At 69.6% G+C, this 26,262-nt stretch carries 24 protein-coding genes and 1 riboswitch; of the genes, 4 read left to right on the forward strand and 20 right to left on the reverse strand.

Going from position 1 to position 26,262, the window contains the following annotated elements; genetic code table 11:
• Nucleotides 1-208 precede the first annotated feature (208 nt).
• The 7 genes from ACWDNU_RS26455 to ACWDNU_RS26485 all read right to left on the reverse strand — a co-directional run bounded on the left by ACWDNU_RS26455 (nucleotide 209) and on the right by ACWDNU_RS26485 (nucleotide 12,160).
• Complete coding sequence (locus tag ACWDNU_RS26455) at nucleotides 209-1,525, reverse strand: aminotransferase class V-fold PLP-dependent enzyme (RefSeq protein ID WP_449670873.1); 1,317 nt, start codon at nucleotides 1,523-1,525, stop codon at nucleotides 209-211.
• Nucleotides 1,526-1,565: 40 nt separating this feature from the next.
• Nucleotides 1,566-1,680, reverse strand: a riboswitch (SAM riboswitch).
• A gap of 96 nt (nucleotides 1,681-1,776) precedes the next feature.
• Nucleotides 1,777-3,240 (reverse strand): potassium/proton antiporter, encoded by a 1,464-nt coding sequence (locus tag ACWDNU_RS26460; RefSeq protein WP_449670904.1) that lies wholly within the window; start codon nucleotides 3,238-3,240, stop codon nucleotides 1,777-1,779.
• A 115-nt stretch (nucleotides 3,241-3,355) separates the two neighbouring features.
• A complete protein-coding gene (locus tag ACWDNU_RS26465) occupies nucleotides 3,356-4,051 on the reverse strand; it encodes an ArsR/SmtB family transcription factor (RefSeq protein ID WP_449670874.1) in 696 nt (231 codons plus the stop codon).
• Between the two features lie 40 nt (nucleotides 4,052-4,091).
• Entirely contained in the window at nucleotides 4,092-5,750 is a 1,659-nt protein-coding gene (locus ACWDNU_RS26470; RefSeq protein ID WP_449670875.1) for a penicillin-binding transpeptidase domain-containing protein, read from the reverse strand.
• 71 nt (nucleotides 5,751-5,821) lie between these two features.
• Nucleotides 5,822-7,213, reverse strand: a complete 1,392-nt coding sequence (locus ACWDNU_RS26475) for an amino acid permease (RefSeq protein ID WP_449670876.1) — start codon at nucleotides 7,211-7,213, stop codon at nucleotides 5,822-5,824.
• A 207-nt stretch (nucleotides 7,214-7,420) separates the two neighbouring features.
• Nucleotides 7,421-10,582, reverse strand: a complete 3,162-nt coding sequence (ileS, locus tag ACWDNU_RS26480) for an isoleucine--tRNA ligase (RefSeq protein ID WP_449670877.1) — start codon at nucleotides 10,580-10,582, stop codon at nucleotides 7,421-7,423.
• A 234-nt stretch (nucleotides 10,583-10,816) separates the two neighbouring features.
• Nucleotides 10,817-12,160, reverse strand: a complete 1,344-nt coding sequence (locus tag ACWDNU_RS26485) for an MFS transporter (RefSeq protein WP_449670878.1) — start codon at nucleotides 12,158-12,160, stop codon at nucleotides 10,817-10,819.
• A gap of 64 nt (nucleotides 12,161-12,224) precedes the next feature.
• On the opposite strand from ACWDNU_RS26485, the gene ACWDNU_RS26490 reads away from it, so the two are divergent.
• Nucleotides 12,225-13,013, forward strand: a complete 789-nt coding sequence (locus ACWDNU_RS26490) for an ArsR/SmtB family transcription factor (RefSeq protein ID WP_449670879.1) — start codon at nucleotides 12,225-12,227, stop codon at nucleotides 13,011-13,013.
• On the opposite strand, the gene ACWDNU_RS26495 is transcribed toward ACWDNU_RS26490, so the two are convergent.
• The 11 genes from ACWDNU_RS26495 to ACWDNU_RS26545 all read right to left on the reverse strand — a co-directional run bounded on the left by ACWDNU_RS26495 (nucleotide 12,958) and on the right by ACWDNU_RS26545 (nucleotide 22,149).
• A complete protein-coding gene (locus ACWDNU_RS26495; RefSeq protein ID WP_449670880.1) occupies nucleotides 12,958-13,572 on the reverse strand; it encodes a hypothetical protein in 615 nt (204 codons plus the stop codon). The two genes, ACWDNU_RS26490 and ACWDNU_RS26495, sit on opposite strands and share 56 nt — an antisense overlap.
• 152 nt (nucleotides 13,573-13,724) lie before the next feature.
• Nucleotides 13,725-14,576 (reverse strand): DivIVA-like cell division protein Wag31, encoded by an 852-nt coding sequence (gene wag31, locus ACWDNU_RS26500; protein WP_116205401.1) that lies wholly within the window; start codon nucleotides 14,574-14,576, stop codon nucleotides 13,725-13,727.
• A 53-nt stretch (nucleotides 14,577-14,629) separates the two neighbouring features.
• On the reverse strand, nucleotides 14,630-14,902 hold the full coding sequence (locus tag ACWDNU_RS26505) for a YggT family protein (protein ID WP_037367937.1): 273 nt from the start codon (nucleotides 14,900-14,902) through the stop codon (nucleotides 14,630-14,632).
• 115 nt (nucleotides 14,903-15,017) lie between these two features.
• On the reverse strand, nucleotides 15,018-15,590 hold the full coding sequence (locus tag ACWDNU_RS26510; protein WP_370935949.1) for a cell division protein SepF: 573 nt from the start codon (nucleotides 15,588-15,590) through the stop codon (nucleotides 15,018-15,020).
• A gap of 81 nt (nucleotides 15,591-15,671) precedes the next feature.
• Entirely contained in the window at nucleotides 15,672-16,403 is a 732-nt protein-coding gene (locus ACWDNU_RS26515; RefSeq protein ID WP_370935948.1) for a YggS family pyridoxal phosphate-dependent enzyme, read from the reverse strand.
• The gene (gene pgeF / locus ACWDNU_RS26520) at nucleotides 16,400-17,113 is read right to left on the reverse strand and encodes a peptidoglycan editing factor PgeF (RefSeq protein WP_449670881.1); all 714 of its coding nucleotides are present in this window, start codon (nucleotides 17,111-17,113) and stop codon (nucleotides 16,400-16,402) included. The genes ACWDNU_RS26515 and pgeF overlap by 4 nt, the downstream gene beginning before the upstream one ends.
• Nucleotides 17,114-17,257: 144 nt before the next feature.
• Nucleotides 17,258-18,574, reverse strand: coding sequence for a cell division protein FtsZ (gene ftsZ / locus ACWDNU_RS26525; protein ID WP_344284881.1), 1,317 nt, complete (start codon nucleotides 18,572-18,574; stop codon nucleotides 17,258-17,260).
• 228 nt (nucleotides 18,575-18,802) lie between these two features.
• Entirely contained in the window at nucleotides 18,803-19,564 is a 762-nt protein-coding gene (locus ACWDNU_RS26530; protein WP_449670882.1) for an anti-sigma factor, read from the reverse strand.
• Nucleotides 19,561-20,157 carry an ECF RNA polymerase sigma factor SigK gene (gene sigK, locus ACWDNU_RS26535; protein ID WP_449670883.1) on the reverse strand — a complete coding sequence of 199 codons (597 nt, stop codon included), beginning with the start codon at nucleotides 20,155-20,157 and terminating at the stop codon, nucleotides 19,561-19,563. Before sigK ends, ACWDNU_RS26530 begins: the two co-directional genes overlap by 4 nt.
• Nucleotides 20,150-20,875, reverse strand: a complete 726-nt coding sequence (locus tag ACWDNU_RS26540) for a DUF1365 domain-containing protein (RefSeq protein ID WP_370940717.1) — start codon at nucleotides 20,873-20,875, stop codon at nucleotides 20,150-20,152. Before ACWDNU_RS26540 ends, sigK begins: the two co-directional genes overlap by 8 nt.
• The gene (locus tag ACWDNU_RS26545; protein ID WP_449670884.1) at nucleotides 20,869-22,149 is read right to left on the reverse strand and encodes an NAD(P)/FAD-dependent oxidoreductase; all 1,281 of its coding nucleotides are present in this window, start codon (nucleotides 22,147-22,149) and stop codon (nucleotides 20,869-20,871) included. The genes ACWDNU_RS26540 and ACWDNU_RS26545 overlap by 7 nt, the downstream gene beginning before the upstream one ends.
• Nucleotides 22,150-22,212: 63 nt before the next feature.
• Between ACWDNU_RS26545 and ACWDNU_RS26550 the strand changes: the two genes are divergently transcribed.
• Together ACWDNU_RS26550 and ACWDNU_RS26555 are read left to right on the forward strand one after the other, a co-directional pair.
• On the forward strand, nucleotides 22,213-23,451 hold the full coding sequence (locus ACWDNU_RS26550) for a class I SAM-dependent methyltransferase (RefSeq protein ID WP_449670885.1): 1,239 nt from the start codon (nucleotides 22,213-22,215) through the stop codon (nucleotides 23,449-23,451).
• Nucleotides 23,448-24,227: a DUF1295 domain-containing protein gene (locus ACWDNU_RS26555; protein WP_449670886.1), complete on the forward strand. Its 780-nt coding sequence runs from the start codon at nucleotides 23,448-23,450 to the stop codon at nucleotides 24,225-24,227. The genes ACWDNU_RS26550 and ACWDNU_RS26555 overlap by 4 nt, the downstream gene beginning before the upstream one ends.
• Here ACWDNU_RS26555 and ACWDNU_RS26560 read toward each other — a convergent pair.
• Nucleotides 24,214-24,657 carry a mycothiol transferase gene (locus tag ACWDNU_RS26560; RefSeq protein WP_449670887.1) on the reverse strand — a complete coding sequence of 148 codons (444 nt, stop codon included), beginning with the start codon at nucleotides 24,655-24,657 and terminating at the stop codon, nucleotides 24,214-24,216. The genes ACWDNU_RS26555 and ACWDNU_RS26560 overlap by 14 nt on opposite strands.
• Nucleotides 24,654-25,163 carry a DinB family protein gene (locus ACWDNU_RS26565; protein ID WP_449670888.1) on the reverse strand — a complete coding sequence of 170 codons (510 nt, stop codon included), beginning with the start codon at nucleotides 25,161-25,163 and terminating at the stop codon, nucleotides 24,654-24,656. The genes ACWDNU_RS26560 and ACWDNU_RS26565 overlap by 4 nt, the downstream gene beginning before the upstream one ends.
• Nucleotides 25,164-25,277: 114 nt before the next feature.
• Between ACWDNU_RS26565 and ACWDNU_RS26570 the strand changes: the two genes are divergently transcribed.
• Nucleotides 25,278-25,712: an OsmC family peroxiredoxin gene (locus tag ACWDNU_RS26570; RefSeq protein WP_449670889.1), complete on the forward strand. Its 435-nt coding sequence runs from the start codon at nucleotides 25,278-25,280 to the stop codon at nucleotides 25,710-25,712.
• The last annotated feature ends 550 nt before the right edge of the window (nucleotides 25,713-26,262 follow it).

The following is a 26,262-nucleotide window of genomic DNA, read 5'->3' on the forward strand; positions in this document are numbered from 1 at the left end:
CCGGCGTGATAGGCCGAAGGCCCGTCACGCCGGTCAGCCCCCAAACGCCGGCATAAAAGCGATCCCGCCCGCGGCGGCGAAGCCGACGCCAAAAACACAGCTGGCGAGCTACCCCCGAAAACCGGCCCCACCACCCCGGCACATCACCCCAACCCGGCACCAACCTCCGGCACATCACCCTGAAGCGATCACCCAAAAACCCACACCGTCAAACACAAAACCCCGGCAACTCCCGCGTATCCCCCACCGGAGCCCACCGCCCGTCAACCTTCGCGTACTCCCACCGAGCCCCCCGAGCCACGATCTGTCGCAACGCCAGCACCAACCGATCCACGTGCTCCTCGGTACTCCCCAACCCGAGACTCACCCGAACCGCCTGCTGCCCCTCTCCGCCGGCCTCCCGAATCAACCGCCGAGCCGCGACATGCGCGCAGAACGCCCCGTCCCGCACCCCAATCCCATACTCAGCCGACAACACCGCCGCCAGCCACCCAGGCTCAAACCCGTCGACCACAAAGCTCACCGTGCCAACCCGATCCACCGGCGCGTCAAAGAACCGCAGCTCGGCAAACCCAGGCAACCCCTCAAGCCCCTTGCGCAACCGCTCCAGCAACGCAGCCTCATGCGCCCCGATGGCATCCCACTCAGCCGCCAGTTGCTCGCAAGCCACCCCAAGCGCATACACCCCAACGGTGTTAGGCGACCCAGCCTCGTGCCGCTCCTCACCGCTGTTCCACACGACAGCTTCCTCAGTCACCAGCTTGGTCGCCCCACCACCGGCGAGATAAGGCTCAGCCGCCCGCAACCAGTCGCTGCGCCCGACCAACGCCCCAGCCCCGAACGGCGCGTACAACTTGTGCCCGGACAACGCGACGTAGTCGACATCCAACTCCCGCAACGAAATCCGCCGATGCGGCGCAAGCTGAGCAGCATCCAGCGCCACCCGAGCCCCGTGCTTCCGAGCCACCGCAGCGATCTCGGCAACCGGCAGCAGTTCGCCAGTCACATTCGAAGCCCCAGCGACAACCACCAACCGAGGCCCCTGCGGGCATTCCGCCAGCGCTTCGTCCACAACGGACACCGCAGCAAGCCGAGTCCGCGGCAACTGCACCCGCCGGACATTCGGCCCCCGCCACGGCAGCAACGCGGCATGGTGCTCACTGTCGAAAACAACCACAGAAGTCTTACGCGGCAACGCCTTCGCCAGCAGATTGAACGCATCAGTCGTATTGCGAGTGAAGATCACCGAGTCGCCACTACGAGCGTCCACGAACCGACGCAACACACCACGAGTCCGCTCGTACAACCGCGTCGAGACCTGCGAAGCAAACCCGGCCCCACGGTGCACACTGGCATACCAGGGAAGAAATTCGTCCACCGCCGAACGAACCGCGTCCAGACAGGGCGCGCTGGCCGCGTGATCGAGATTGGCGTAACCGATGTCGCCGCCCGTCACCAGCGGCACCCGCAGCGACGCGCCAGCCACAGCGGGAACAACAGTGGACCGGTCGAGTGCGAGAGTCATGACGGCGCCTCCTCGGCGTTCCGGGGGACCCCCGGCGAGGGGCCCGCGCTTGCCCGTCGCGCTGCGCGACCGGCCTGGTCCTCACCCGGGGCACCCCACCGCGGTAGGAGGGTTGCCGGCCAGCAAGCCGGGGCTTCGCGCTGGCACTCATGACCTGAAACCGACGATAGCGGACAACCGCCGAAAGAAACCAGACCCGTCTCGTGATCTGAGACGGCAGTCACAAGGAGCGTCCACAAAGGACAGAAAACTCAGGCCCCGGATTCGCCGTGCCAACGCGCGAGGCGGCCGGCCCGGTCAACCGCCCGGATCCGCCGTTCGGTCGCGTCGCGGTCGGCGGCGGTCGTGACCACCAAAAGCTGGTCTTCGACCTGCAACCGGCTCGTTTTCTGCGGCGTGAAGCCGGTACCGCCGCGGACCACGAGACTGACCGTCGCACCGGCGGGCAACCGCAGCTCCGACAGGTACACGCCGTGCAGCTTCGACCCCTTCTGGATGCGCACCTGCAGCAGTTCCGCGCCGAGTTCGTCGAGCGGCGCGGAATCGACCTCGATCTCGTGCGCCTGCGCCGCCTTCGTGAGCCCGAGGATCCGCGCGAGCGGACTCAGCGTCGCGCCCTGCAGGATCGTGAGCACGATGACGAGCACGAAAACCGCGTCCACGAGCCGTTGTGCGCCGGGCACTCCTTCGGACAGCGGGATCATCGCGAGCACGATCGGCACCGCGCCGCGCAGGCCCGCCCAGGACAGGAATGCCTGGTCTCGCCAGGGCAAGCGGAACGGCAGCAGGGACAGAACCACCGACAGCGGCCGGGCGAGCAGCAGCACCACCGCACCCGCGACCAGGCCTGGAATCAGCGTTTCGAGCAGCCGGGTCGGCGACGCGAAGAGACCGAGCAGCACGAACAAGCCGATCTGCGCGAGCCAGCCGAGTCCTTCGGCGAACGACAGGGTGTCCGACCGGTGCGGCAGTTTGGAATTCCCGAGCACCAGGCCGGCGACGTAGGTCGCGAGCAGGCCGGACGCGTGCGCCAGTTGCCCCGAGGAGTACGCGAGCACGCACACCGCCACCGTGGCGAGCGGGTACAGACCGGTCGCCGGGAGCGCGGCCCGGCGCAGCGCCTGCGCGCCCAGCCAGCCGAACGCGAGACCGAGCACGAGGCCGGTGAGCAGTTCGTAGACCACCAGCAGCGGCAGCGACCAGTCGACCGCCTCGCCGGACGCGAGCACGACGACCGCGATGTAGGCGGGCGCGTCGTTGATGCCGGATTCCAGCTCCAGCGCGCCGACGAGCCGTTTGCCGACCCCGGCGGTGCGCAGCACGGAGAACACCGCCGCGGCGTCGGTGGACGCGAGGACCGCGCCCCACAGCAGAGCCAGCCGCCAATCCAGGCCGAGCAGCCAGTGCAGGGCCGCGCCGGTGACCGCGATGCTGATCACCACGGCCACTGTGGACAGCAGGATTCCGGGCCCCAGCGAGGGTTTCACCGCGGACCAGCGCGTGGTGAGCCCGCCTTCGGTGAGGATCAGGACGAGCGCGGCGAGGCCGAGGGACTGGGTGAGCGCCGGATTGTCGAAGCGGATGCCGAACCCGGCCTCGCCGAGCACGACGCCGATTCCGAGATACAGCAGCAGCGACGGGAATCCGAGCCGGATGGACACCCGCACCGCGACGACCGAGACGACCAGAACCAGCGCGCCGACGCCCAGCACCATGGGAAGCTCGTTCACTCGCCCGCCTCCCTCCCGGTCGCCCGCAGGCGTCCAGAATAGTGAGGCAGTGTCCGGTTCCCGAGCGCGCACCACCGGTGCGGGGGACCACCCAGGTGTGTTACGACGCCTGGGCGGCACTCACCGTCGCGAGATCGACACCGAGCGCGGCGAACGGCCCCCTCGCACCGGGCAGAACCCGGACCGCGCGCTGCTGGTCCCGCGTCAGCCATCCCGCCTCGACCGCCCGCTCCAGCACCGCTGCCGGGACCACGCCGGCGAGGTGCTCGCGCCGCTCTGTCCAATCGAGACAGTCGCGCAGCAGCGGCCGGCGCGGCCGATCCGGGACCGCCACGCCGAGATCGGCCAGCACCTCGCGTCCGGTGTCGGTGAGCGCGAGCCCGTCCGACACGTCGATCAGGCCCCGCTCGACCATCCCGTCCCGCAGAGCGACCCCGAGCGTGCCCGCCAAATGGTCGTAACAACTGCGCGCGAAGGACAATCGCTGTACCCGCAACGAAGTCCGCAGCCCGGACGGCCGCTTCAGCTCGGCATGCTGCGCCAAATGCTCGATCAACTCAGCAACCCGCGGATTCGCGAGCCGCACGTACGCGTGCCGCCCCTGCTTCACCCGGGCCACAAACCCCGCCTCGGCCAACCGCGTCACGTGCTCGCTGGCCGTCGAGACCGCGACCTGCGCCGCTGCGGCCAGTTCGCCGACCGTCCAAGCGCGGCCGTCGAGCAGCGCGAGGCACATGGTCGCGCGGCTCGGATCGGCGAGCACGGCGGCGACTTCGGCCAAGGCGACAGTTTCCATGCTCCTAAGGTAGAGCGCGGATGCTTCGGCCGCGGCCGAACTACAGCGCGTCGAGGAACTTCGCGCCCAGCGAGACGGCCGGTTTGGAGTCGTTGGCCCCCTCCAGGAACACCGCGAACGCCAGGTCGCCGCGGTAGCCGACGAACCAGCCGTGCGCCTCAGCGCCGTCGCCGAACTGCGCGGTGCCGGTCTTGCCGAACACCGAGCCAGAGTGCGACAGCCCGGTCGCCGTGCCGCCGGTGACGACCTCGCGCATCATCCCGCGCAACGCCGACAGCACCGAGCCCGGCGGCGGGGTGTAGCCGGTGTTGACCTTGGTGCCGTCCGCCCACAGCTTCGGCACGACGCTGCGGCCGGACGCCGCGGTCGCCGCCATCACCGCCGCTCCCATCGGGCTGACCTGCACCTTTCCCTGGCCGATGCCGTCCTCGACCTGCTCGTCGGCGTTCGCCGCCGGGTCGACGCGGCCCAGCTCGGTGGACAGGCCGCTGATCCCGAAGTCGGCGTTGAGGCCGAACTGGGTGGCCGCCTTCGCGAGCCCGTCGGCGGGCAGCTGCGACGCGAGCCGGGCGAACGTGGTGTTGCAGGACTTCGCGAACGCCTTGTGCACGGTGGTCGTGCCGAGGTCGAACCCCTCGTTGGAGAGCGTGCGGGTGCCGATCCGGTCGGTCAGCGGGCACGGAACCGAGGAATCCGGCGTGACCAGTCCCGCTTCCAGCGCCGCGGTCGCGGTGACGATCTTGAACGTCGAGCCCGGCGCGTACTGGCCGCTGAACGCCGACGCCGCGTTGGTGACGTTGCTGTTCTGCGCCACCGCGAGCACGTCGCCGGAAGACGGCTGGATCGCGACGAGGACCGCCTTGCCGCGATACCCGTCCACCGCTGCCTGAGCCGCGTTCTGAGTCGCGAGGCTGAGCCCGGTGCTGGCCGGTTTGTGGTCGCCTTCGGGATTGCCGAACAGCGTCTCCTGGCTCTTGCCCGACGCGTCCACGCGCTCGACCGCGAAGGCTTCGGACGCCTGCCCGTGCCCGGTGAGCGCTGAACGGAGCAACGGGAACGCCTTGTCATCAGCCAATTTCAGCCCGCCGCTGCCGGAGACGACGAGCGGCTTGCCGTCGCGGTCGACCACCGCCGGAACGTCCGAGGACGCGATCGCCAGCCGCTGTCCGGCTTCGAGCTTGGGGTGCAGCACCGTCGGCGCCCAGTGGACCCGCCACTTGCCTTGTGCCTGGACGAGGCCGAGGTTGCCGGTGTACGTCCAGGTGCGGCCGGGGCCGAGGTTCCAGGTGATGGTGTAGCCCGCCGTGGCCTTGTCGCCCTGCGCCGCGCCGACGTCGCCGAGCTTGGCGGTCAGCTGCGTGGGCCGAAGCGACGCCCACGCGTCCTGGAGCGCGGAAGAGGCGTCCGTCGGAGCGTCGGTCGCTTTGCTGGCCGTGTCGGCGTCCTTCGCACCGAAGGCGAGCAGATACTCGCGGGCCGCCGACGTCGGATCGTTGGGCTGCGCGGCGGTCGATGGAGGCTCCGAACCTGGCGTTGCCGCCGTCGATCCCCCGCCGCTGAGCAGCACGACCGCCGCCACCACTATCCCGACCACGGCCAGCGCGCCGCCGATCAGCACGCCCTTCTTCCCGGCAGGACTCACCGTCGCATCCCCCTCGCCCCACGCGGTCCGCCCGCGTCCCTGGCTCAGCTTGCCCATCGCTGCACGGAACCGGGTGTTACCTCGGAGAACGCGACAAATTCGTGATCAATGCGGTGCCGTATAGGTCGTTATACAGTCTGGTCGGCCTTCCGTCGGGCGCGTTGCCACCAGATCCCGGCCACGACCAGCACCGCGACCAGGATTCCCGAGCTGATCAGCTGGATCCTGGCGTCGTGGTCGCCGAGCATCACCACCAGGATCGCGACCATCGCGACGAGGGTGACCCACGTCAGGTACGGGAAGCCCCACATCCGCACGGTCAGGCTGTCCGGCGCGGTGCGTTCCAGCTGCCGCCGCACTCGCAACTGGGTGCAGGCGACCATGATCCACACGATCAGCAGCACCGAGCCGACCGCGTTCAGCAGGTACTGGAAGACGGTGTCCGGCCAAAGCGCGTTGAGCGCCACGGCGACGAAGCCGAACAACACCGAGGCCGCGACAGCGAAGACAGGCACGCCATTACGGTCCACTTTGGTCAGTGCGCACGGAGCGTGTCCGCGCCGCGCCAGCGAATACACCATGCGCGCCGCGCCGTACATGTTGCTGTTCAGCGTGGACAGCAAGGCGAACAGCACGACGACGTTCATGATCTGCCCGGTCGCCGGGATCCCGATCCGCTCGAGCACCGCGGCGAACGGGCTCTGTCCGGTTTGGACGCTCGACCACGGCAGGAGCGAGACGATGACCAGCATGGAACCGATGTAGAACACCGAAATCCGCACGACCGCGTTGCGGACCGCCTTGCCGACGGCGTGCGCGGGATCGTCGGATTCCGCGGCCGCGATGGTCACCACTTCCAGGCCGCCGAAGGTGAAGACGACGGCGAGCAACCCGGTGCCGACGCCTTGCCATCCGTGGGGCAGGAACCCGCCCTGGCCGAGAAGATTGGCGGTGCCGACGAAGGACGTGCCCGGAAGCACCCCGAGGAACGCGAGCACGCCGAGAACCAGGAATGCCACGACCGCCACGACTTTGATCAGCGCCAGCCAGAACTCGAGCTCGCCGAACCGGGACACCGCGGTGAAATTGACCGCGGTCAGCACAGCCATGAAGATCAGGACCAGCGCCCACTGCGGAATGCCGGGCAGCCAGCTGTTCACGATGATGGCGGCCGCGGTCGCCTCCACGGCGAGCACGACGACCAAAGCGGCCCAGTACAGCCAGCCGATGGCGAACCCGGCCCACGGCCCGAACGCGCGCTCGGCGTGCACCGAGAACGACCCGCTGGCCGGGATCGCGGCGGCCATTTCGGCCATCATGCGCATGACCAGCATCGCCAGCGCTCCCGCGAGCACGAAGGACAGCACGATGCCAGGCCCCGCGAGCTTGATCCCGACGCCGGAGCTGACGAACAATCCCGAACCGATCACGCCGCCCATCGCGAGCATGGCGAGGTGCCGCTGGCGCAAGCCGGCGGCCAGCCCCTCGACGGCCGGTTCGGCGGCGGCTTCTGAAGTCATGGGAAATCCCTAGCAGACGCTTCCCCGCGCGGAGGAGCCGAGGGCCGCCCGTCCGGCGGCACCGGCTGGGCCGCGCGGCTTTCCCGCTCCCGCTGAGGTACGTGAGGGGAACCCTGAGGGAATCTGATTCCCTCAGGGTTCCCCTCACGTACGTTCACCGCGGCCACGCGGAGCGAATGCCCAGCGACCCGGCTCGCGGGAGGCGGATCACGCCTTCGCGACCGCCACGCGGACCTTCACGCCCTCGCCGACCGTCCCGTCGAAGCCCTCGGCCACCTCGCCGTAGGACACCGACGTCGCGAGCGTTTCGGAGGCCACGAACTCCTCGTGCTTGCGCACCGCCGCGCTCACCTCGTCGGTGGCGTCCACGGTCAGCGAGATCCGGTCGCCGACGTCGAGACCGGCCTCGCGGCGGGCCTGCTGGACCACGCGGACCAGGTCGCGCGCCAGGCCCTCGGCCGCCAGCTCCTCGGTGACCTCGGTGTCCAGCACGACCAGACCGGCCCCGCCGGGCAGCTCGGCCGCCGCGCCGCCGCCGGCCGCGACCAGCCGCCGGTCGTACTCGCCCTCGACCAGTTCGACGCCCGCCGCCACGACCGCGCCGGACGCGTTCGTCGTCCAGTCGCCCGCCTTGACCGCCTTGATCACCTGCTGCACAGCCTTGCCCAGCCGCGGCCCGGCCGCCCGCGCGTTCACCGCGACCTCGAACGTGCCGTGCGCCGCGACGTCGGTGGTCAGCTCCACCGACTTCACGTTCACCTCGTCCCGCAGGATCTCGGTGAACCCGCGCAGCGGTTCGACGTCCTCGGCCGCGACGACGAGCTTCGCCAGCGGCAGCCGCACCCGCAGCTTGTTCGCCTTGCGCAGCGCCAGCGCCGACGACGCCACCTGCCGCACCTTGTCCATCGCGGTCACCAGCGCCGCGTCGGCGGGAAGGTCGAGCGCGTTCGGCCAGTCGGTCAGGTGCACCGAACGGCCGCCGGTCAGCCCGCGCCACACCGTTTCCGTGGTGAGCGGCAGCAGCGGCGCGACGACCCGGCAGGTCACCTCCAGCACCGTGTGCAGCGTGTCGATCGCGTCCTGCTCGCCCGCCCAGAACCGGTCCCGCGACCGGCGGACGTACCAGTTCGTGAGCACCTCGAGGAAGTCCCGCACGGTCTGGCACGCGCCCGCGATGTCGTAGCCGTCCATCGCGGCCTCGACGTCGGTGACGAGCTCGTGCGTCTTCGCGAGCACGTACCGGTCGAGCAGGTGCGTGGAATCCGTGCGCCACTGTCCTTGCTTGCCTTCGGCATTCGCATACAGCGCAAGGAAGTAGTACGAGTTCCACAGCGGAAGCACGGCCTGGCGGACCGCGTCGCGGATCCCCCGGTCGGTGACGACGAGGTTGCCGCCGCGCAGGATCGGGCTCGCCATGAGGTACCACCGCATGGCGTCGGACCCGTCGCGGTCGAAGACCTCGTTGACGTCCGGGTAGTTCCGCAGCGACTTCGACATCTTCTGGCCGTCGGAGCCGAGCACGATGCCGTGCGACACGCAGGTGCGGAACGCGGGCCGGTCGAACAGCGCGGTCGCGAGCACGTGCAGCAGGTAGAACCAGCCGCGGGTCTGCCCGATGTACTCGACGATGAAGTCGCTCGGGTAGTGGTGCTCGAACCAGTCGGCGTTCTCGAACGGGTAGTGCACCTGGGCGTACGGCATCGACCCGGAGTCGAACCACACGTCGAGCACGTCCGGCACGCGGCGCATGGTGGATGTGCCGGTCGGGTCGTCCGGGTTCGGCCGGGTCAGCTCGTCGATGTAGGGCCGGTGCAGGTTGTCCAGCCGCACCCCGAAGTCGGCCTCCAGCTCGTCGAGCGAGCCGTAGACGTCGATGCGCGGGTAGTCCGGGTCGTCGCTGCGCCACACCGGGATCGGCGTGCCGAAGTAGCGGTTGCGGGAGATCGACCAGTCGATGGCGTTCTCCAGCCACTTGCCGAACTGGCCGTCCTTGACGTTCTCCGGGTACCAGGTGATCTGCTGGTTCAGCTCGACCATCCGGTCCTTGAACTGCGTCACCGCGACGAACCAGGACGACACCGCGCGGTAGATCAGCGGGTTCCGGCAGCGCCAGCAGTGCGGGTACGAGTGGTCGTAGGTCTCGTGCCGCAGCAGCACCGCGCCCTGCGCCGCCGCGCCGCCGGTGCCGTTCTTGAGGTCCTTCACGATGTTCGGGTTCGCGTCGAACACCTGCTGCCCGGCGTAATCCGGCACGGTGGCGTCGAACTTGCCGTGCTCGTCGACCGGCGTGACCGGGGTGATCCCGGCCGCGTCGGTGACCACCTTGTCCTCGGCGCCGTAAGCGGGCGCGATGTGCACGACGCCGGTGCCGTCCTCGGTGGTGACGTAGTCCGCGGACAGGACACGGTGCGCGTTCTCCGTGCCGACGAAGTACGGGAACGGCGGTGCGTAACGGGTTCCGAGCAGGTCCGCACCGGTGTAGTGCGCGACGACCGTCGGCTCCTCGCCGAGTTCACGGGCGTACGCGGCCACGCGCGCTTCGGCGAGCAGGAACCGCTTGCCGTCGTTCTCCACCACGACGTACTCGACCTCGGGGTGCACCGCGGTCGCGAGGTTGGACGGCAGCGTCCACGGCGTCGTGGTCCAGATCAGCAGATAGGTGCCGTCGAGCTCGTTGTCGTTGCCCTCCAAGCGGAATCCGACCGTGACGGCCGGGTCCTGCCGGTTGCGGTAGACGTCGGCGTCCATGCCCAGCTCGTGGTTGGACAGCGGCGTCGCGTCGCGCCAGCAGTAGGGCAGGACGCGGTAGCCCTCGTAGACGAGTCCCTTGTCCCACAAGCGTTTGAACGCCCAGAGCACCGACTCCATGTAGGTGACGTCGAGCGTTTTGTAGTCGTTGTCGAAGTCGACCCAGCGGGCCTGGCGGGTGACGTACTCGCGCCATTCGTCGGTGTAGCGCAGCACGGATTCGCGCGAAGCCTCGTTGAACTTCGCGATGCCCATCTCTTCGATCTCGGTCGTCTCGGTGATCCCGAGCTGCCGCATCGCCTCGAGTTCGGCGGGCAGGCCGTGGGTGTCCCAGCCGAACCGCCGCTCGACGTGCTTGCCCTTCATCGTCTGGTAGCGCGGGACGATGTCCTTTACGTACCCGGTGAGCAGGTGCCCGTAGTGCGGGAGGCCGTTGGCGAAGGGCGGGCCGTCGTAGAAGACGTACTCGTTGTCGCCGTTGGTGCCCTCGGGGCGGGCGTCGATGGTCGCCTGGAAGGTCCGGTCGCTCTCCCAGTACGCGAGGACGCTCTCCTCCAGCGCGGGGAACGACGGCTGGGACGGGACCGTGGTCTCTCCGCCCGGCGAAGCCTGGGGGTACATCCGGGTGCTCCTTGCGTTCGTCGCTCGTACGGGCGACCGGCGGCCGCCCACACGGGGACGAGACGCTCGCGCGTCACGCGGTACCACCCCGCTTGCCCGGCACGCTGCTCCCGGGCCACTCGTTCGCACGGCTGTCACGGGCCGCACCCGTCCGGTTCTACTGCGGGCGGCGAGCGCCCGGTTCTTCCGGAGGCTCCCCGGTGATGGCCGGATCGACGCCTTGCTGACACCAGATTAACCCGTCGCCGCAACTCGCTTTCGCCCTGCCCTGGCGTGCACCGTCACCGCCGCGAGCACCGCCGCCGCGAGCCACAGCCCCGCCGAGACGAACCCGAGCAGATGCAGGCCGTGCACGAACGCCGCGTGCGCCGCCGGTTCTCCCGCCACCGCACCGAAAACCGCCACCCCGAGCGCGCCGCCGGCCTGCCGGGCCGCGTTGTTGATCCCGCCCGCGATCCCCGCGCGCTCCCCCGGCGCGTCGGCCACTGCCGCGGTCACCACGGCAGCGGTCAGCAGTCCCATCCCGACACTGAGCACGAGCAGCGTCGGCAGCAACGTGCCGTACCCGGTGTCCGGGCCGATCCGCAGCAGGTTCAGCATCGCCGCCGCGCCGAGGACGAGCCCGGTCACGATCTGCGGGCGCGGGCCGAACCTCGCGGTGAGCCTCCCGGAGACCGGGCCGACGAGGACCAGCGGCAGGAACATCGGCAGCAACGCGACCGCGGCGGCAATCGGGTCCGCGCGGAGCACGTCCTGCAGGTAGAGCGTGAACACCAGCACCGAACCGAGCCCGACGAAGTTCATCGCCGCGGACACCAGATTCGCGCCCGCCGTCTGCCGGGACCGCAGCAGCGACAGCGGCAGCATCGGTTCGGCAACGCGCCGTTCCACCACGACGAACGCCACGGCCGCCGCCACCGCCAGCAACCCGACCCACGGCGTCTTCGCGATCACCGCGTACACGCCAGAGCCGAGCGCCAGGGCCGCGGTCGCCGCCCCGGGAACGTCGACGCGGCCCGGTTTCCGGACGTCCGGCGGCACCATCCGGCGAGTCGCGACGGCCGCCGCGGCGACGATCGGGACGTTCAGCCAGAACACCGGCCGCCACCCGGCCGTCTGCACGAGAATCCCGCCCAGCAACGGTCCAGCGGGCAGCGCGAGCGCCGAAATCCCGGCCCAAATCCCCAATGCCCGGGCCCGTTCCGAGCGTCCGGGGAACGTCCCGGTGATGACGGCCATCGTGCCCGGCAGCAACAACGCCGCCCCGACGCCCTGCACCGCTCGAGCCGCGACGAGCCAGCCCGCCGATTGCGCCAGCCCGCACGCCGCCGAAGCAGCCCCGAAAACGGCCAGCCCGGTCAGCACCACGCCGCGGTGCCCGAGGACGTCGCCGAGCGCTCCGCCGGTCAGCAGCAACGCGGCGAGCACGACCGAATACCCGACCACCACCCATTGCACCTGCGGAACGTCCGCGTGGAGTTCGCTGCCGAGAGTGGGGAGAGCGACGTTGACGACGGTGACGTCGAGCTGCACCAGGAACATCCCGGCGCACATGGTGAACAAGATCGCGGTGCGCATGGGTCCAGCAGACACCGGGAACGCTTCCGTCGCGGTGGAAGTGTGCCGGGGGCATGCTGGAGGCATGGAAGGAGACGCCGACATCGCGCGCACCGCCGCCCTGTTCGCCGATCCGGCGCGGGTCCGGGTGATGATGGCGCTGGCGGACGGCCGGTCGCTGGCCGCGTCGGTACTGGCTGGCGAGGCGGGTCTGACCGCGCAGGGCGTGAGCGCGCACCTGTCGAAGTTGCTGGCTGCGGGCTTGGTGACTGCGGAAAAGTCCGGCCGGCACCGGTTTTACCGCATCGCCGGTGCGGCCCCGGATCTGTTGGAAGCGCTCGCCCGGCACTCCCCCGCGCGCCCGGTCCGCTCGCTGCGGGAAGGCACGCGCGCGGAAGCCTTGCGCACGGCGAGATTGTGCTACGACCACGTCGCCGGGCGACTGGGCGTGACCGTGACGGCGGCTTTGCTCGACCGCGGCGCACTGGCCACTGTGGACGGTGACCCGACCACCCGGCGACGGCCCGGGGACCGGATCTCCTCGCAGCTGCAAGAACATCCGTACGTGCTGGGTCCTGCCGCCGACGAGGTCTTCGCCGCGTTAGGCGTGGATGTCGAGGCAGCCGCAGAGAGCCGTCGTCCACTGCTGCGCTTCTGTCTGGATTGGACGGAGCAGCGCCATCACCTGGCGGGAGCGCTGGGCGCAGCCGTCACCCGACGGTTCATGGACGCAGGATGGCTCCGGTCACGCGCGAAGGCGCATCGAGCGGTTCAGCTCACCGAGAATGGCGCACGGGTACTGGAAGAGGTGCTGGGAGTCAGCGATGCGCCGCGGCAAGCACCGCGTCCGGACCGCACCGCGCACACGGCGTGAAGCCCAGCTGCCGCGCCTCGCCGACGCCGATCGGGATGGTGTCGCGACCGGACAGCCAGCCGCAGTCCACCAGGTGGTAGCGCGGGTACTCGTCGACGACCACGACCTCGTCCTCGAGTTCCTTGACCACCTCGAGGTCCTCCGGCGCGGTTTCCTCGACGCCGGGCGGAGTGTCGCGCACTGCCTTGGCTTCGGATTTGGGCTCGCCTTCCGAAGCGGGCTTCTCGGCCTTCGGTTCCGGCACGTCCGCCGGATCGCCCAGCTCTCCCGTCGCGGGGAGCAGCGCGGTCTGCTCGGCGTCCTCCTCGGCCGGGGCCGCCTCGTCCTTCTTCTCCGAATCCGGGTCGGCGTCCGAATCCGTCTCCGGCTCGGCGTCGGAGTCCGCGGCGTCACCGGCGTCCGCGCGCTTGCGCCGCCGCAGCCAGTCGACGAGCAAAAGCAGCCCGGCGAGCACGGAAAGGCCGATGGAAACCCAGGCCCACAGCGAGGTGCCCGTGATGAGCGCCGTGACGAGCAGCCCGAGAGCCGCCAGCACCAGAAGAAGGACGATGTAGAGCACGCTGAATTACAACACGGGCCGCCCGTTTTCCGGATGCGACCCGCCCACGCGGCGTACCCCGCCGATTCCCCACCGTGGCGGCACCGGATCCGGACACGCCGAAACCCCGCCGGGTCGGAAGGTCATCCGGCGGGGTGCGTATCGGCAGTGGGTCAGCCGGCCTCGGCGCGCGGGCCGAACGAGTAACCCTGACCGCTGGTCCCGGTCGAGGACTGGCTCGAACCCGACGACGCCGACGCCGGGGCCGCGGAGCCTCGGTCGTCGAGCTCGCGCAGCTGGGACTCGAGGAATCCGCGCAGCCGGGTGCGGTATTCGCGCTCGATCGTGCGGAGTTCTTCGATCTTCTTGCCCAGAGCGCCCTTTTCGGCGTTCAGGTTGTTCATCGTCTCGGTGTACTTGCGCTGCGACTCGCGTTCCATGGTGGTCGCCTTGTCGCGCGCCTGGCGCTCCAGCGTCTCGGCGCGCGTGCGCGCGTCGTTCAGCATCGTCTCGGCGCGGGTGCGCGCCTCGTTCACCATCGAGTCGGACTTCGCCCGCGCGTCGGACAGCAGCTGCTCGGACTTGGTCCGCGCCTCCGCCAGCATCCCGTCGGACTCGGTCTTCGCCTCGGCGGTGAGCCGGTCGGCCATTTCCTGCGCCAGGCCGAGGACCTTGGCGGCCTGCACATTCGGCTCGCCGCTGTCGGGAACCATCGAGTGCGCCTGGGTCTGCTCCATCGCCGACGCGGGCGGCGGAACCGGGGCGAGCCGCCGCGACGGCTCGGGGTCGCGGCCCGGCGGCGGGCCGGCGACCTTCGCGTTCTCGAGCTCGGAGCGGGTCGACTCCAGCTCGGCGTCGAGCTGCTCCACCTGCTGCCGCAGCTCGTTGTTGTCCTCGATCAACCGGGCAAGCTCGGTCTCCACCAGGTCGAGGAACGCGTCCACCTCGTCCTCGTTGTAGCCCCTCTTGCCGATGGGCGGCTTGCTGAACGCGACGTTATGCACGTCAGCGGGGGTCAACGACATCAGATCACCTCACGCACTCCATGGCCTGCAGGACACACCCGGGTTTTCCCCGATCACCTGGGTGTCAGTTGCATCGCGAAGAACACAACCAACAGCAGCACCATAATCGACAAGTCCAGTCCTACGCCGCCGATCCGGACCATCGGAATGATCCTGCGGAACAACCGCACCGGCGGGTCGGTCACTGTGTAGATGGTCTCGAGCGTCACCGCAACCCCTCCGGCGGGACGCCATTCCCGTGCGAAAGTCCGCACGAGCTCGACCACGATCCGGGCCGTGAGCAGCAGCCAGAAGGCAAACAGCACGTACCAGATCGCAAGCCACACAGCATTCACGGCGACCACTCTAGCGGGGGACGGCCGAGTTGGGCGCGACCAGCCGCCCCGAGGGCGACATAGTCGACAAAATCACGTCTGGCTGCGCCCAGCGGTCCGGCCGTGTTCACCCGCGCAGGAACAATCCGCCCTCGGCGATCCGCCGGCGGTCCTCGGCGGTCACGTCCACATCGGGCGGTGAGAGAAGGAACACCTTGTTGGTGACCTTGTCCATCGACCCCCGCACGGCGAACGCCAGCCCCGCCGCGAAGTCCACGATCCGCTTGGCGTCCGCGTTCTCCATCTCGGTGAGGTTGATGATCACCGGAATGCCCTCGCGGTAGTGCTCGCCGATCGCCCGCGCCTCGATGTAGCTCGTCGGGTGCAGCGTCGTGATCCGGCTGAGCGGGTCCCGGGCCGGCGCGGCGACCGGTTCGGCGACCGGCCGCAGCCGGGCGACCGGCTCCGGCTGGCGGTCCACGGCGAGCGCGCCGTGCGTGGACGGCTCGGCCGCCATCGCCCGCGACCGCACGCGCGCGGCGGGCTCGTCGTAGCTCTCTTCGACGTCGCGGTAACGCGCCCGGGTCCGGGCCGGCGGCTGGTCGTAGCCGTCGTCGTACTCGTCGTAACCGTCGTCGTAGCCGTCTTCGTCCGCGGGCACCATCCCGAAGTAGGCCTTCAGCTTCTGCAGCGCGCTCATAGCCTCTCCCTAGCCCTTGCCGCTCCCGCACCGTTGTGCCCCGACCGGCCGGACACGAAACGTGACCACCGGGCGGGCTCCCTACGGCGAGGCTAAACCGCGCCCGCCGAGCAACGCGGTTCCGACACGCACACACGTCGAGCCGTGCCGGATCGCCTGGTCCAGATCATGGCTCATTCCGGCGGACACGTCAGCGGCTTCCGGATACCGGGCGCGAACTCTTTCCGCCGAGCGGGACAGCCGGGCAAAAGCAGTGCCCGGGTCTTCCCCTAACGGGGCCACAGCCATCACGCCTCGCAACCGCAGCTCCCCCGTGTGGGCGATGTGGTCGGCGAGGGCGTCGACGTCTTCCAGCAGGGTCCCGCCGCGCGCGACGTCGCCGTCGAGGCTCACCTGGACCAATACGTCGAGCGGTCCGGTCCGTTCCCCCGCCTCCTGCGCGGCCGCGACCGCGCGGGCGAGCGCGTCGGCGAGCCGCACCGAGTCGACCGACTGGACCTCGGCCGCCCAGCGCACCACCGAGCGCGCCTTGTTCCGCTGCAGCCGCCCGACCATGTGCCAGCGCGGCGTGACATCCGGACGCAGTTCCGCGACCTCGGCCGCCTTCGGACCGGCTTCCTGGTCTCGGTTTTCGGCGAGGTTCAGCAGTCCGAGGTCGGTGAGCAGCGCGGCGTCAGTCGCCGGGAAGGTTTTGGTGACGCCCAGCAGCCGCACCTCGTCGCGGGACCGCCCGGCCGCCGCGCAGGCGTTCGCGATGCGCTCCTCGACCGCGGCCAGCGACGCCGCCAGCTCCGCCCGCCGCTCCTCGGTCACGCTTTCTCCTCTTCCAGCCAGGTGATGCCGGCGATCCGGCCGGTGGTGCCGTCGCGGCGGAAGCTGAACAGCGTCTTGTCCTCCGCCGTGCACCGCGGGTCCGCCCCGACGCGTCCGACGCCCAGGTCGGCCAGCTGCTGCCAGAGCCCCGCTCGCAGGTCTAGACCGGTCGTGCCCTTGCGCGTTTTGCAGGAGCTGCCGGGCAGATGCTTCTCGACGTCGGCGGCCATCGCGGCCGGGACCTCGTAGCAATCGCCGCAAATCGCCGGCCCCAGCAACGCCTCGACCCGGTTCGGTTCGGCCCCGAGTTCGCGCATCGCCTCCAGCGCGGCGGGCACCACGCCGACGCGCGCCCCGACCCGTCCCGCGTGCACCGCGGCGACGACGCCCGCTTCCGGATCCGCCATGAGCACCGGAACGCAGTCCGCGACCAGCACCACGAGCGCGACGCCCGGACGGTCAGTCACCAGCGCGTCGGTGGCTTCGGCTGCCAACGTCTCGGTGCCGTCCACGACCGTCGCGGTGCGGCCGTGCACCTGTTCCATCCAGGCCAGCTTGTCCTCGGCGAGACCGAGCTCGGACGCCAGCCGCTTGCGGTTGGCGTAGACGTCGCCCGCGTCGTCGCCGACGTGGTCCCCGAGGTTGAAACTCTCGTACGGCGGCCGGGAAGCCCCGCCCGCCCTGGTCGTGACCACTCGTCGTACTCGCACCCCGCCATCCTGCCAAAAACCGCGGCGGCTGCCCTCCCGAGCCTCGTGCGCGGCAATGCCGGTTAGAACCGGCATAAACACTCACGAGATACGACAACGGCCGCCCCGAACGTGTCGGGACGGCCGCCTGCCGGAAAACCGTGCTTACCGCCGCATGAACGGCGGCACGTCCACGTCGTCGTCGGTCGGGTCGTCGTGGACCGTCGTCGGGCGGCTCGGCAGACCGCCCGTCGCAGAACCCGAACCGATCGGCGAATACCCCCGCGTGCCGCCTCCGGGTTGCGGGAGGCCGCCCGGCGGGGTACCGGTGCCCGGCTGCGGCAGGCCCGACGACGGGGTCCGCGGCGGAGCCACCGGGTAGCCGGAGCTGCCCGCGGGCGGCACCGGGGTCGCCCCGGTCTGCGGCGGGGACTGCGGAGCCGAACCGCCGCCGACCTGGCCCGCCGCGGCGGACGCGGTGCCGTTGCCTTGTTTGCCGCCGAACGCGGGCGGGTCGAGTTTCTTGTGCGTGGGCGCGCCGGCGTCGAAGCCGGCCGCGATCACCGTGACGCGGACCTCGTCGCCGAGGGAGTCGTCGATGATCGTCCCGAAGATGATGTTCGCGTCCGGGTGCGCCGATTCCTGCACGAGCGACGCGGCCTCGTTGATCTCGAACAGCCCGAGGTCCGATCCGCCCGCTATGGACAGCAGCGCGCCGTGCGCCCCGTCCATCGACGCTTCCAGCAGCGGCGAATTGATCGCCTTCTCCGCGGCTTGTATCGCCCGCCCTTCGCCGCGCGCGGAGCCGATGCCCATCAGCGCGGAGCCCGCGCCGGACATGACGCTCTTGACGTCGGCGAAGTCCAGGTTGATCAGACCCGGCGTGGTGATCAGGTCGGTGATGCCCTGGACACCGGAGAGCAGCACCTCGTCGGCGGAACGGAACGCGTCCATCAGGGACACGCCGATGTCGCCGAGCTGCAGCAGCCGGTCGTTCGGGATCACGATCAGCGTGTCGCATTCGTTGCGCAGCTGCTGGATGCCGTCCTCGGCCTGCTTGCCGCGGCGTTTGCCCTCGAAGGTGAAGGGGCGGGTCACCACGCCGATCGTGAGCGCGCCGAGCTTGCGGGCGATCTGCGCGACGACCGGCGCGCCGCCGGTGCCGGTGCCGCCGCCCTCGCCCGCGGTCACGAACACCATGTCGGCGCCCTTGATGACCTCTTCGATTTCCTCGCGGTGGTCCTCGGCCGCCTTCTGCCCCACCTCGGGGGCGGCTCCGGCGCCGAGTCCGCGGGTGAGTTCCCGGCCGATGTCGAGCTTGACGTCGGCGTCGGACATGAGCAGTGCCTGGGCGTCGGTGTTCACCGCGATGAACTCGACACCCTTGAGGCCGACCTCGATCATCCGGTTCACGGCGTTCACGCCGCCGCCGCCGATGCCGACGACCTTGATCACCGCAAGGTAGTTGTGCGGGGGCGTCATCGGGTCCGCCTTCCTGATCGTGATGTGCACATGCCGCCCGCCGGGGCCGGAAACCCTCAACCTCAACCCGAGAGTGAGAGTTATGTCAACCACCGGCGTCAAGGCAGGACGGTAGGCGCCGCGCAAGCTCTAATCCAGTAGCCACGCCGTGAGCGGCAAAGGTGTTTTGCCACAACGCGAAGCCGTGCGCAAGGCCGGAGCCCGCCGCGAAGCCCGGCGCGCGGTCTGCTATGCGGGCACCGAAGTGACCAGCACGACGTCGCTCGACGGCTTCCCCGACGGCGCCCCACCTGCCTGCTCGACACTGATCGCGAACTGCTGCGCACCAGCCAAACCGTCCGCCACCACCAGCGAACCCGACGGTCCCCCGGGCAGCAGTCCGGCCGGTCGCGGCGCGAGATCCGGGCCCATCAGCCAGGCCTCGTACACCTTCCCGGACTGGACCGGCGGCAGCCCGGACTGCATGAACATCACGCGGTCCAGCTTCCGCGAAACCACCACCGTGCCGCCGCCCCCGCGCGGCGACACGACGTGCTCGGTCCGCGCGTCCGGCGCGGTCAGCAACTCGGCCACCGGCAGGTACCGGTCGCGCGCGGCGTCCAATTCGGACTGTGCGCTGGTGAGCTGGCTGCTGGTGTGCAGAGCGATCCCGCCGAACACGCCGGCCAAGGCGAGCCCGACGACGGCAGCGGCGGCGGCGATCAGCATCGGCCAGCGGCGCGGGCCGCGCGGGCGCGGTTCGGCGGAATCGGTTCGCGGCGGCACTTGGCGGGTCGTGCGCATCTCCGCGAGGACTCGGTCCTTGAGGCCGGACGGCGGCTGCTCGTCCATCGCCGCGCCGAGCCGGGCCGCGGTCTCGCTCAGTTCCCGCACTTCCTGTGCGCAGGCCTCGCACTGGTCGAGATGACGACGGAATTGGGCCCGCTCGACCTCCGACAGCGCGTCGAGCGCGTACGCGCCGGCCAACGTGTGCATCTCCGGACTGGTCACGCCGTCACCCCCAGGCAGTCGCGCAGCCGGATCAATCCGTCGCGCAGTCTGGTCTTGACCGTCCCCTGCGGCGTGTCCAGCACGTCGGCGACCTCGCGGTAGGTGTAGCCCTGGTAGTAGGCCAGGAGGACGGATTCCCGCTGCAATTCGGTCAGCGTCTTCAGGCAGCGCCGCACCTGCGAGCGTTCCAGCCGGGTCGCGACGGATTCGGCGACCTCGTCGAACGGACGTCCGCGCGCGGCTTCGAAGGTCGCTTTCCGTTCGCGTTCGGTGCTCGCCCGCGCGGACCGCACCCGGTCGACCGCGCGCCGGTGCGCGAGGGTCATCGCCCAGTTCAGGACGCTGCCCTTCGCCGCCGAGTAGCGCGTGGCGGTCTTCCACAGCTCCACGAGCACCTCCTGCGCGACCTCCTCGGACTGCGCGGGGTCCCGCACGATGCGGCGGACGAGCCCGTAGACGGGACCGGCGAGCTGATCGTAAAGCCGCTCGAAGGCGCGTTCGTCCCCCTTCGCGACCAGCGCCATCAGGTCCTCGGCGCTCGGCGACGACGGCACCGCCGAGAGCCGGTCGGCCGGGCGTGCGCTCTCATCCATGGAGGACTCCTGCCGTGTTCTGTCCGGTCCGGGCGGCGAGCGGGGCCTTGCGCCGCCACAGCGCGAGCCCGTGGCGACGGATCAGCGCGGCGACGCGCTGCGGTTGCAGCGGCCGGCCCAGCAGGAACCGCGCGAGCGTGCGGATCCCGGCCGGACGGCGGACTCCTCGCAGCGTAGCCGTCAGCGCGGCGTCGCCGTCGCGGTGCAGGACGACGGTCAACGCCAGCAGCGCGTCCGGGCGCGGCAGGTGCATCCGGTACTCCCCCGTCATCTCCTGGAACGGCGACACGTAGAACTCCTTGTCCGCCCGAAGGTCTTCCCCCGGCTGGAGCAGGTAGGCATGCCGGCCGCCGTAGGTGTTGTGCACCTCGGCGACCACGCAGGCGAGCGCGCCGTCGGGCGTGTGGCACCAGTAGACGGTGATCGGATTGAACACGTACCCGAGAACACGCGCCGAAGCGAGCATCGTCACCGGCCCGCCGCGCAAGTCCACTCCGCGGTGCGCGAGCCAAGCGTCCAGTTTGGACCGGATGTCGCCGGGCTCGTCCCGGTCGAAGTGGTCGCGGCCGTCGAAGCGCGCGAACGGCCGGAGCCACCACGGCAGCCGCGGCAGGCGGTCGAGGTCGGTCAGCCACAGGTACATCCGGTGTGCGAACGAGTACGGCGGATCGACCCGGCGGACGTGCGCGACAGTGGCGTCGTAGAGAGCGGTCACCAGGTCACCCCGAAACTGGCCGCGGCGCGGACGCCGGAGGAACAGCCGTCCTCGTGGAATCCCCAGCCTTGATAAGCACCGGCGTACGCGATGACCCCGTCGTTCAATTCCGACAGACGCCTTTGCGCGGCAACGGATTCCGGCGTATAGATCGGGTGTTCGTAAGACATTTTCGCGACCACCGCGGCGGAATCGAGGCCGTCGCTCGGATTGAGCGTGACGGCGTACGTCGTCGCTTCCTCGAGACCCATCAGCCGGTTCAGGTCGTAAGTGACTTGGACGGCGTGCAGATCGGCACCGCAGCCAGGCGTCCGGTAATTCCAGGAGGCGCGGGCGGCAGCCGCGGTCGGCAACACGGCCGGATCGGTGTGCAGCAAGGCTTCGTTGCGCGAGTAGCGGAAGGTGCTGAGCAGTTCGTGTTCCGCTGCGGTGGGATTCGCCAGCAGCCGCAACGCCTGATCGGCGTGGGTCGCCACCACAACCCGGTCGACCCGGTGCGCGGTGTCGGCATCATCGCGCACCTCGACGCCGCGCGCGGTCCGCTGCACCGAGCGAACCGGAGTGGACAAATGCACGGCAGTCAGCTGTTTCGCCGCCCGCTCGACGTACTCCCGCGAACCGCCGACGACCGTCCGCCACGTAGGCGAGTTCCGCACGGTGAGCATTCCGTGATTGCGCAGGAATTCGAACAGGTACCGCGCCGGATACTGCATCGTGTCGGTGCGATCGGCGGACCACACCGTCGAAACGAGCGGCAGCACGAAATGGTCCACGAAGTACTGCGAATACCCGCCGATCGCCAGGAACGCGCCGAGCGGGACGTCGCCCGCGTCAGCACGGGACAGCAGCCGTTCGGCGTGCCGGTGGAACCGCTTCACCTCGGCCAGCATGAGCAGGTAACGCGTCGACGCGGCGTTGCTCCGCTGCGCGAACAGCCCGCGCAGGCCTTTCGCCCCGGCGTACTGCAGGCCGCAGCCGTCGCAGCGGATGCTCATCGACATCTCGGTCTCGCGGGTGCGCACGCCGAGTTCGCCGAACAGCCGCAGCAGCGTCGGATAGGTGCGCTCGTTGTGGACGAGGAACCCGGAATCGACGGCGACCGTCCCGCCGTGTGCGCTCGGCACGTCGTGGGTGTGGGCGTGTCCGCCGAGCCGGTCGTCGGCCTCGAACAGCAGAACCTCGTGGCGGCGCTGCAGCAGGTACGCGGCGGTGAGGCCGGCGACCCCGCTGCCGATGACAGCGATGCGTTGTCCCGTGGTGTGGTGCACGGAAGGCATTCGGCGCGGTCGACAGCTTGGATTGGTACCAATCCGCGCGACCGTCGGCTCCGAAGCCCTGGTATGCCGAAATCCGCAGCTCACCGACTGGCCGACTTCGCCGAACGCATCCTCGGCGGTCCGCTCCCGGTGGCCGTCCGCACCTGGGACGGCCACCAGGCCGGGCCTGCCGGGCCGACCGTCGTCCTGAAAAACCGCCGCGCGCTGCGCTGGCTGCTGTACTCGCCCGGCGAGCTGGGCCTGGCGCGGGCTTACGTGTCGGGCGACCTGGACGTCGAGGGCGATCTCACCGAAGGCTTCCGGCGAGCCTGGGCTTACCGGCCGCAGCTGTCCGCCCGCGACTTCGGCGAGGCGATCCGCTTGGCCGCCCGGCTCGGAGTGTTCGGCCTGCCGCCGAAGCCGCCCGCCGAGGAAGCCCGGCTGCGCGGAAAGCTGCACACCCTCGGCCGGGACCGGTCGGCGATCTCGCATCACTACGACCTGTCGAACGCCTTCTACCAGCTGCTGATGGACGATTCGATGGCGTACTCCTCGGGCTACTGGTCCGAATCCGCCGATCTCTCCCGCGCCCAGCACGACAAACTCGAACTGATCTGCCGGAAACTCGGCCTCCGACCAGGTATGCGCCTCCTCGACGTCGGCTGCGGCTGGGGTTCGCTCCTCGTGCACGCGGCGAAGCATCATGGTGTCGAGGCCGTCGGCGTCACGATCTCCGCCGAGCAGGTACAGCACGTCAAAGCCCGCCTGGCACAGCACGACCTGGACGACCGCGTCGAGATCCGCAGGCAGGACTACCGGGAACTCGCCGGAGAATCCTTCGACGCCGTAGCCTCCATCGAAATGGGCGAACACGTCGGTGAGGACAACTACCCGACCTACACCGCCACGTTGTTCCGCATGCTCAAACCCACCGGACGACTGCTGCTGCAACAGATGTCGCGCGGAGCCGTCGCGCCCGGCGGCGGTGCGTTCATCGAGCGCTACATCGCCCCCGACATGACCATGCGCCCGCTGAGCCGCACCCTCGGCCACCTGGAAACCGCCGGCTTCGAAATCCGCGACGTGCACGTGTTGCGCGAGCACTACGTCCCGACCGTTCGAGCCTGGGCGGACACGCTGGAGCAACACTGGGACGAGGCCGTCGCGTTGATCGGCGAGGCAGGCGCCCGAGTCTGGCGGCTGTACCTGGTCGGCGGCGCACTCGCCTTCGAGGAGAACCGCATGGGCGTGGACCAGATCCTGGCCGTGCGACCAGACGCGAACGGCCGCTCCGGAATGCCGTGGACGAGGGAGTGGGCATGATCGCGCTGCTCGGCCTCACCGCCGGAGTCACCCTGGCCGCGGTGACTTTGACCTTCGGCATCGCCCGCCTGCGCCGTCGCTACGACACCATCGACACCTTCTGGGGCTTGGGTTTCGCCCTCGTAGCCGTGGTCTCGTTCCCCTTCGGCACCGGCCCGCTCGCCCTGCGGCTGACCACCGCCGCCCTCACCGTCATCTGGGGCGTCCGCCTGGCCGTCCACCTGCACCTGCGCAACCGCGACAAGCCGGAAGACCCGCGTTACCAGCAGATTGTCGAACGCGCCGGCCAGAACCCCGGCGTCCGGATCTTCGTGCGGACCTACCTGATGCAAGCCGTGGTCCTGTGGTTCGTTTCGCTGCCCGTGCAATTCGCCATGTCCGGCACGGGTTTCGGCGTCACCGCCTGGCTGGGCGTGGCGGTCTGGCTGCTCGGCTTCGCCTTCGAAACCATCGGCGACGAACAACTCCGCCGCTTCCGCGCCAACCCAGCGAACCAAGGCGAGGTCCTGGACACCGGCCTCTGGCGCTACACCCGCCACCCGAACTACTTCGGCGACGCCTGCGTCTGGTGGGGCCTCTACCTGCTGGCCTGCTCAACGTGGCCCGGTGCGGCGACAGTGCTTTCTCCGGTCGCGATGACCTTCACCCTCGCCCGCGGCACCGGCAAGCCCATGCTGGAGAAAGGCATGCAGCAGACCCGCCCCGGCTACGCCGACTACATCGCCCGCACCAGTGGATTCCTGCCGCTGCCCCCGAAGAAACTCACTCCCCGATGAGCCCCCGCAACAACTCAAGATGCCGCGCGGTCTCCTTCACCAAGTACTCGACCACCGTCGCCACGGTCACCAACTGATCGCCCTCGAACCCCACCGGATCCTCCAGTGACCGATCCGCGATGACCTGGCGACACAGCTCGACATTGTCCCGATAAGCGCTGCGCACCTCCTCGACCGGCAGGTCGAGCCCCACCTCGAACGCAGCGTCGCGCCCCGCCTCCAGCCGCTCGGCCCACCGCTCCGGCTGCCCGGTGACGACGACGTCGTACATGGTGTTCTCCACCAACGCGAGATGCCACAGAATCCCGGCAGCAGTCATCAGCTCGCCGGGCCAGCGAGCCTGTTCGTCGGTGAGTCCGGAGCACTTCCACGCCACGGTCGCGCGCAGCAGTTCGAGGTCGTCGACCAGCTGCGCGCGATCGAGGCTCACTCGCCGGTGAGACCGTCGGTCAGCTCGCGCAAAAGGTCCAAGTGCCCGAGATGGCGCGCGGTCTCCTCGATCATGTGCGTGACAACCCAACGCACGGTGAGCGGCTTATCCCCCTTGAACAACACCGTGTCCTCGAACCCCCGAGCCGCGACCACCGCCCGGCACTTCTCGGTCTCGGCCTCGTAATCAGCGATCAACTGCGTCATCGGCAGCTCCAACGCGACCCGGAACTCAGCGTCCCGGTCGATTTCGAGCCGATCCGCCCACTCGTCCGGCTGCCCGTCGAGCACGACGCGGAACCAGTAGTTCTCGACGAGCGTGAGGTGGCACAACAACCCGGCGATCGTGGTCAACTCGCTGGGAACGTGCTTCTGGCGAGCCTGGTCGTCGGAGAGGCCGGAGCATTTCCACACCACGCTGGCCCGCAGGAAGTCGAGAAACCCGGTGAGCTGAGTGCGCTCGTCCCCCGCCATCGGCGGGTCAGGACGTTCAGGAGGATTGGTCACCCCAGAATTCTGCCGCACGAGGCCACCCGTTTTCGTGAATTACCTTGCGCACAATGTAATTGCGCACTATCTTCATGGGGGTACGCATCCCCGACCGCATTCAAGGAGAGAGCGATGCCCAGCCGCGACGCGACCACCCACTGGACCGGCGGACTGCAGAAAGGCAAAGGCGAGGTCACCTTCGACTCGTCGAACCTGGGCACCTACGAGGTGTCCTTCCCGACCCGGTCCGGCAATCCCGACGGGCACACCAGCCCCGAAGAACTCATCGCCGCCGCCCACTCGAGCTGCCTGGCGATGAACCTCTCCGGCGTCTTGGAATCCCAAAACCTGGAAGCCGACTACATCGACGTCTCCGCCGAGGTCACCCTGGGCCCGGCCACCGGTGGCGGCTTCGAAATCAGCGGCATCGCCATCACCCTGCGCGCGAAACTGGACGGCGTGACCGCGGACCAGTTCGCCGAACTGGCCAAGACCGCCGAACAAACCTGCCCGGTCTCCAAGGCCCTCTCCGGCACCACCATCACGCTGGACGCCGCCCTGGCCTGACCCCCTTGGTTGCATGAGGGGAACCCTGAGAGGGTGTTTCGAAACCCGGGCAGCTAGTCGTTGAAGCCTTGTGCTACATGGCGGCTTGCCCGCCGCCACGCAATGGCCTCCGCGCCACGCCCGTATCACAGCCGATGCTTGGCTACGCCGCTGGGTTTCGAAACACCCTCTGAGGGAATCTGATTCCCTGAGGGTTCCCCTCACGACCCACTCGCACGTTCCGGTCGCCGCGAGGGGCTCCTTCACGGACTTAGATTCCCTCAAGGGCCCCTTCACGGACCACCGCCACTGCCACGATGCACCCAACGCGGCATTCGGTGCATCCCACGCACCCAACGCGGCATTCGGTGCATCCCACGCACCCAACGCGGCATTCGGTGCATCCCACGCACCCAACGCGGCATTCGGTGCGTCAGATGCACCCAACGCCACATTGGGGCGCTGCCCAGCCCCACCTCGCGAACCCCAACGCGACCATCCACTCAGCCGCGCGCACTCACTGCCCAAACCGCAGGCCGCGCACCCAGCCCACCAAGCACCCACGCCACCC

This window comes from Amycolatopsis sp. NPDC003676 (assembly GCF_053587275.1).

Bases quoted from the DNA above. Each gene is read 5' to 3' on its own strand.
- ACWDNU_RS26455 (WP_449670873.1), bottom strand. From the start codon at position 1,525: ATGACTCTCGCACTCGACCGGTCCACTGTTGTTCCCGCTGTGGCTGGC.
- ACWDNU_RS26460 (WP_449670904.1), bottom strand. From the start codon at position 3,240: ATGGTGCTGGGCGTCGGCGCGCTGGTTCTGGTCGTCTCGGTCGTCGCG.
- ACWDNU_RS26465 (WP_449670874.1), bottom strand. From the start codon at position 4,051: ATGGAAACTGTCGCCTTGGCCGAAGTCGCCGCCGTGCTCGCCGATCCG.
- ACWDNU_RS26470 (WP_449670875.1), bottom strand. From the start codon at position 5,750: ATGGGCAAGCTGAGCCAGGGACGCGGGCGGACCGCGTGGGGCGAGGGG.
- ACWDNU_RS26475 (WP_449670876.1), bottom strand. From the start codon at position 7,213: ATGACTTCAGAAGCCGCCGCCGAACCGGCCGTCGAGGGGCTGGCCGCC.
- ileS (WP_449670877.1), bottom strand. From the start codon at position 10,582: ATGTACCCCCAGGCTTCGCCGGGCGGAGAGACCACGGTCCCGTCCCAG.
- ACWDNU_RS26485 (WP_449670878.1), bottom strand. From the start codon at position 12,160: ATGCGCACCGCGATCTTGTTCACCATGTGCGCCGGGATGTTCCTGGTG.
- ACWDNU_RS26490 (WP_449670879.1), top strand. From the start codon at position 12,225: ATGGAAGGAGACGCCGACATCGCGCGCACCGCCGCCCTGTTCGCCGAT.
- wag31 (WP_116205401.1), bottom strand. From the start codon at position 14,576: ATGTCGTTGACCCCCGCTGACGTGCATAACGTCGCGTTCAGCAAGCCG.
- ACWDNU_RS26510 (WP_370935949.1), bottom strand. From the start codon at position 15,590: ATGAGCGCGCTGCAGAAGCTGAAGGCCTACTTCGGGATGGTGCCCGCG.
- ftsZ (WP_344284881.1), bottom strand. From the start codon at position 18,574: ATGACGCCCCCGCACAACTACCTTGCGGTGATCAAGGTCGTCGGCATC.
- sigK (WP_449670883.1), bottom strand. From the start codon at position 20,157: ATGGATGAGAGCGCACGCCCGGCCGACCGGCTCTCGGCGGTGCCGTCG.
- ACWDNU_RS26545 (WP_449670884.1), bottom strand. From the start codon at position 22,149: ATGCCTTCCGTGCACCACACCACGGGACAACGCATCGCTGTCATCGGC.
- ACWDNU_RS26550 (WP_449670885.1), top strand. From the start codon at position 22,213: ATGCCGAAATCCGCAGCTCACCGACTGGCCGACTTCGCCGAACGCATC.
- ACWDNU_RS26555 (WP_449670886.1), top strand. From the start codon at position 23,448: ATGATCGCGCTGCTCGGCCTCACCGCCGGAGTCACCCTGGCCGCGGTG.
- ACWDNU_RS26570 (WP_449670889.1), top strand. From the start codon at position 25,278: ATGCCCAGCCGCGACGCGACCACCCACTGGACCGGCGGACTGCAGAAA.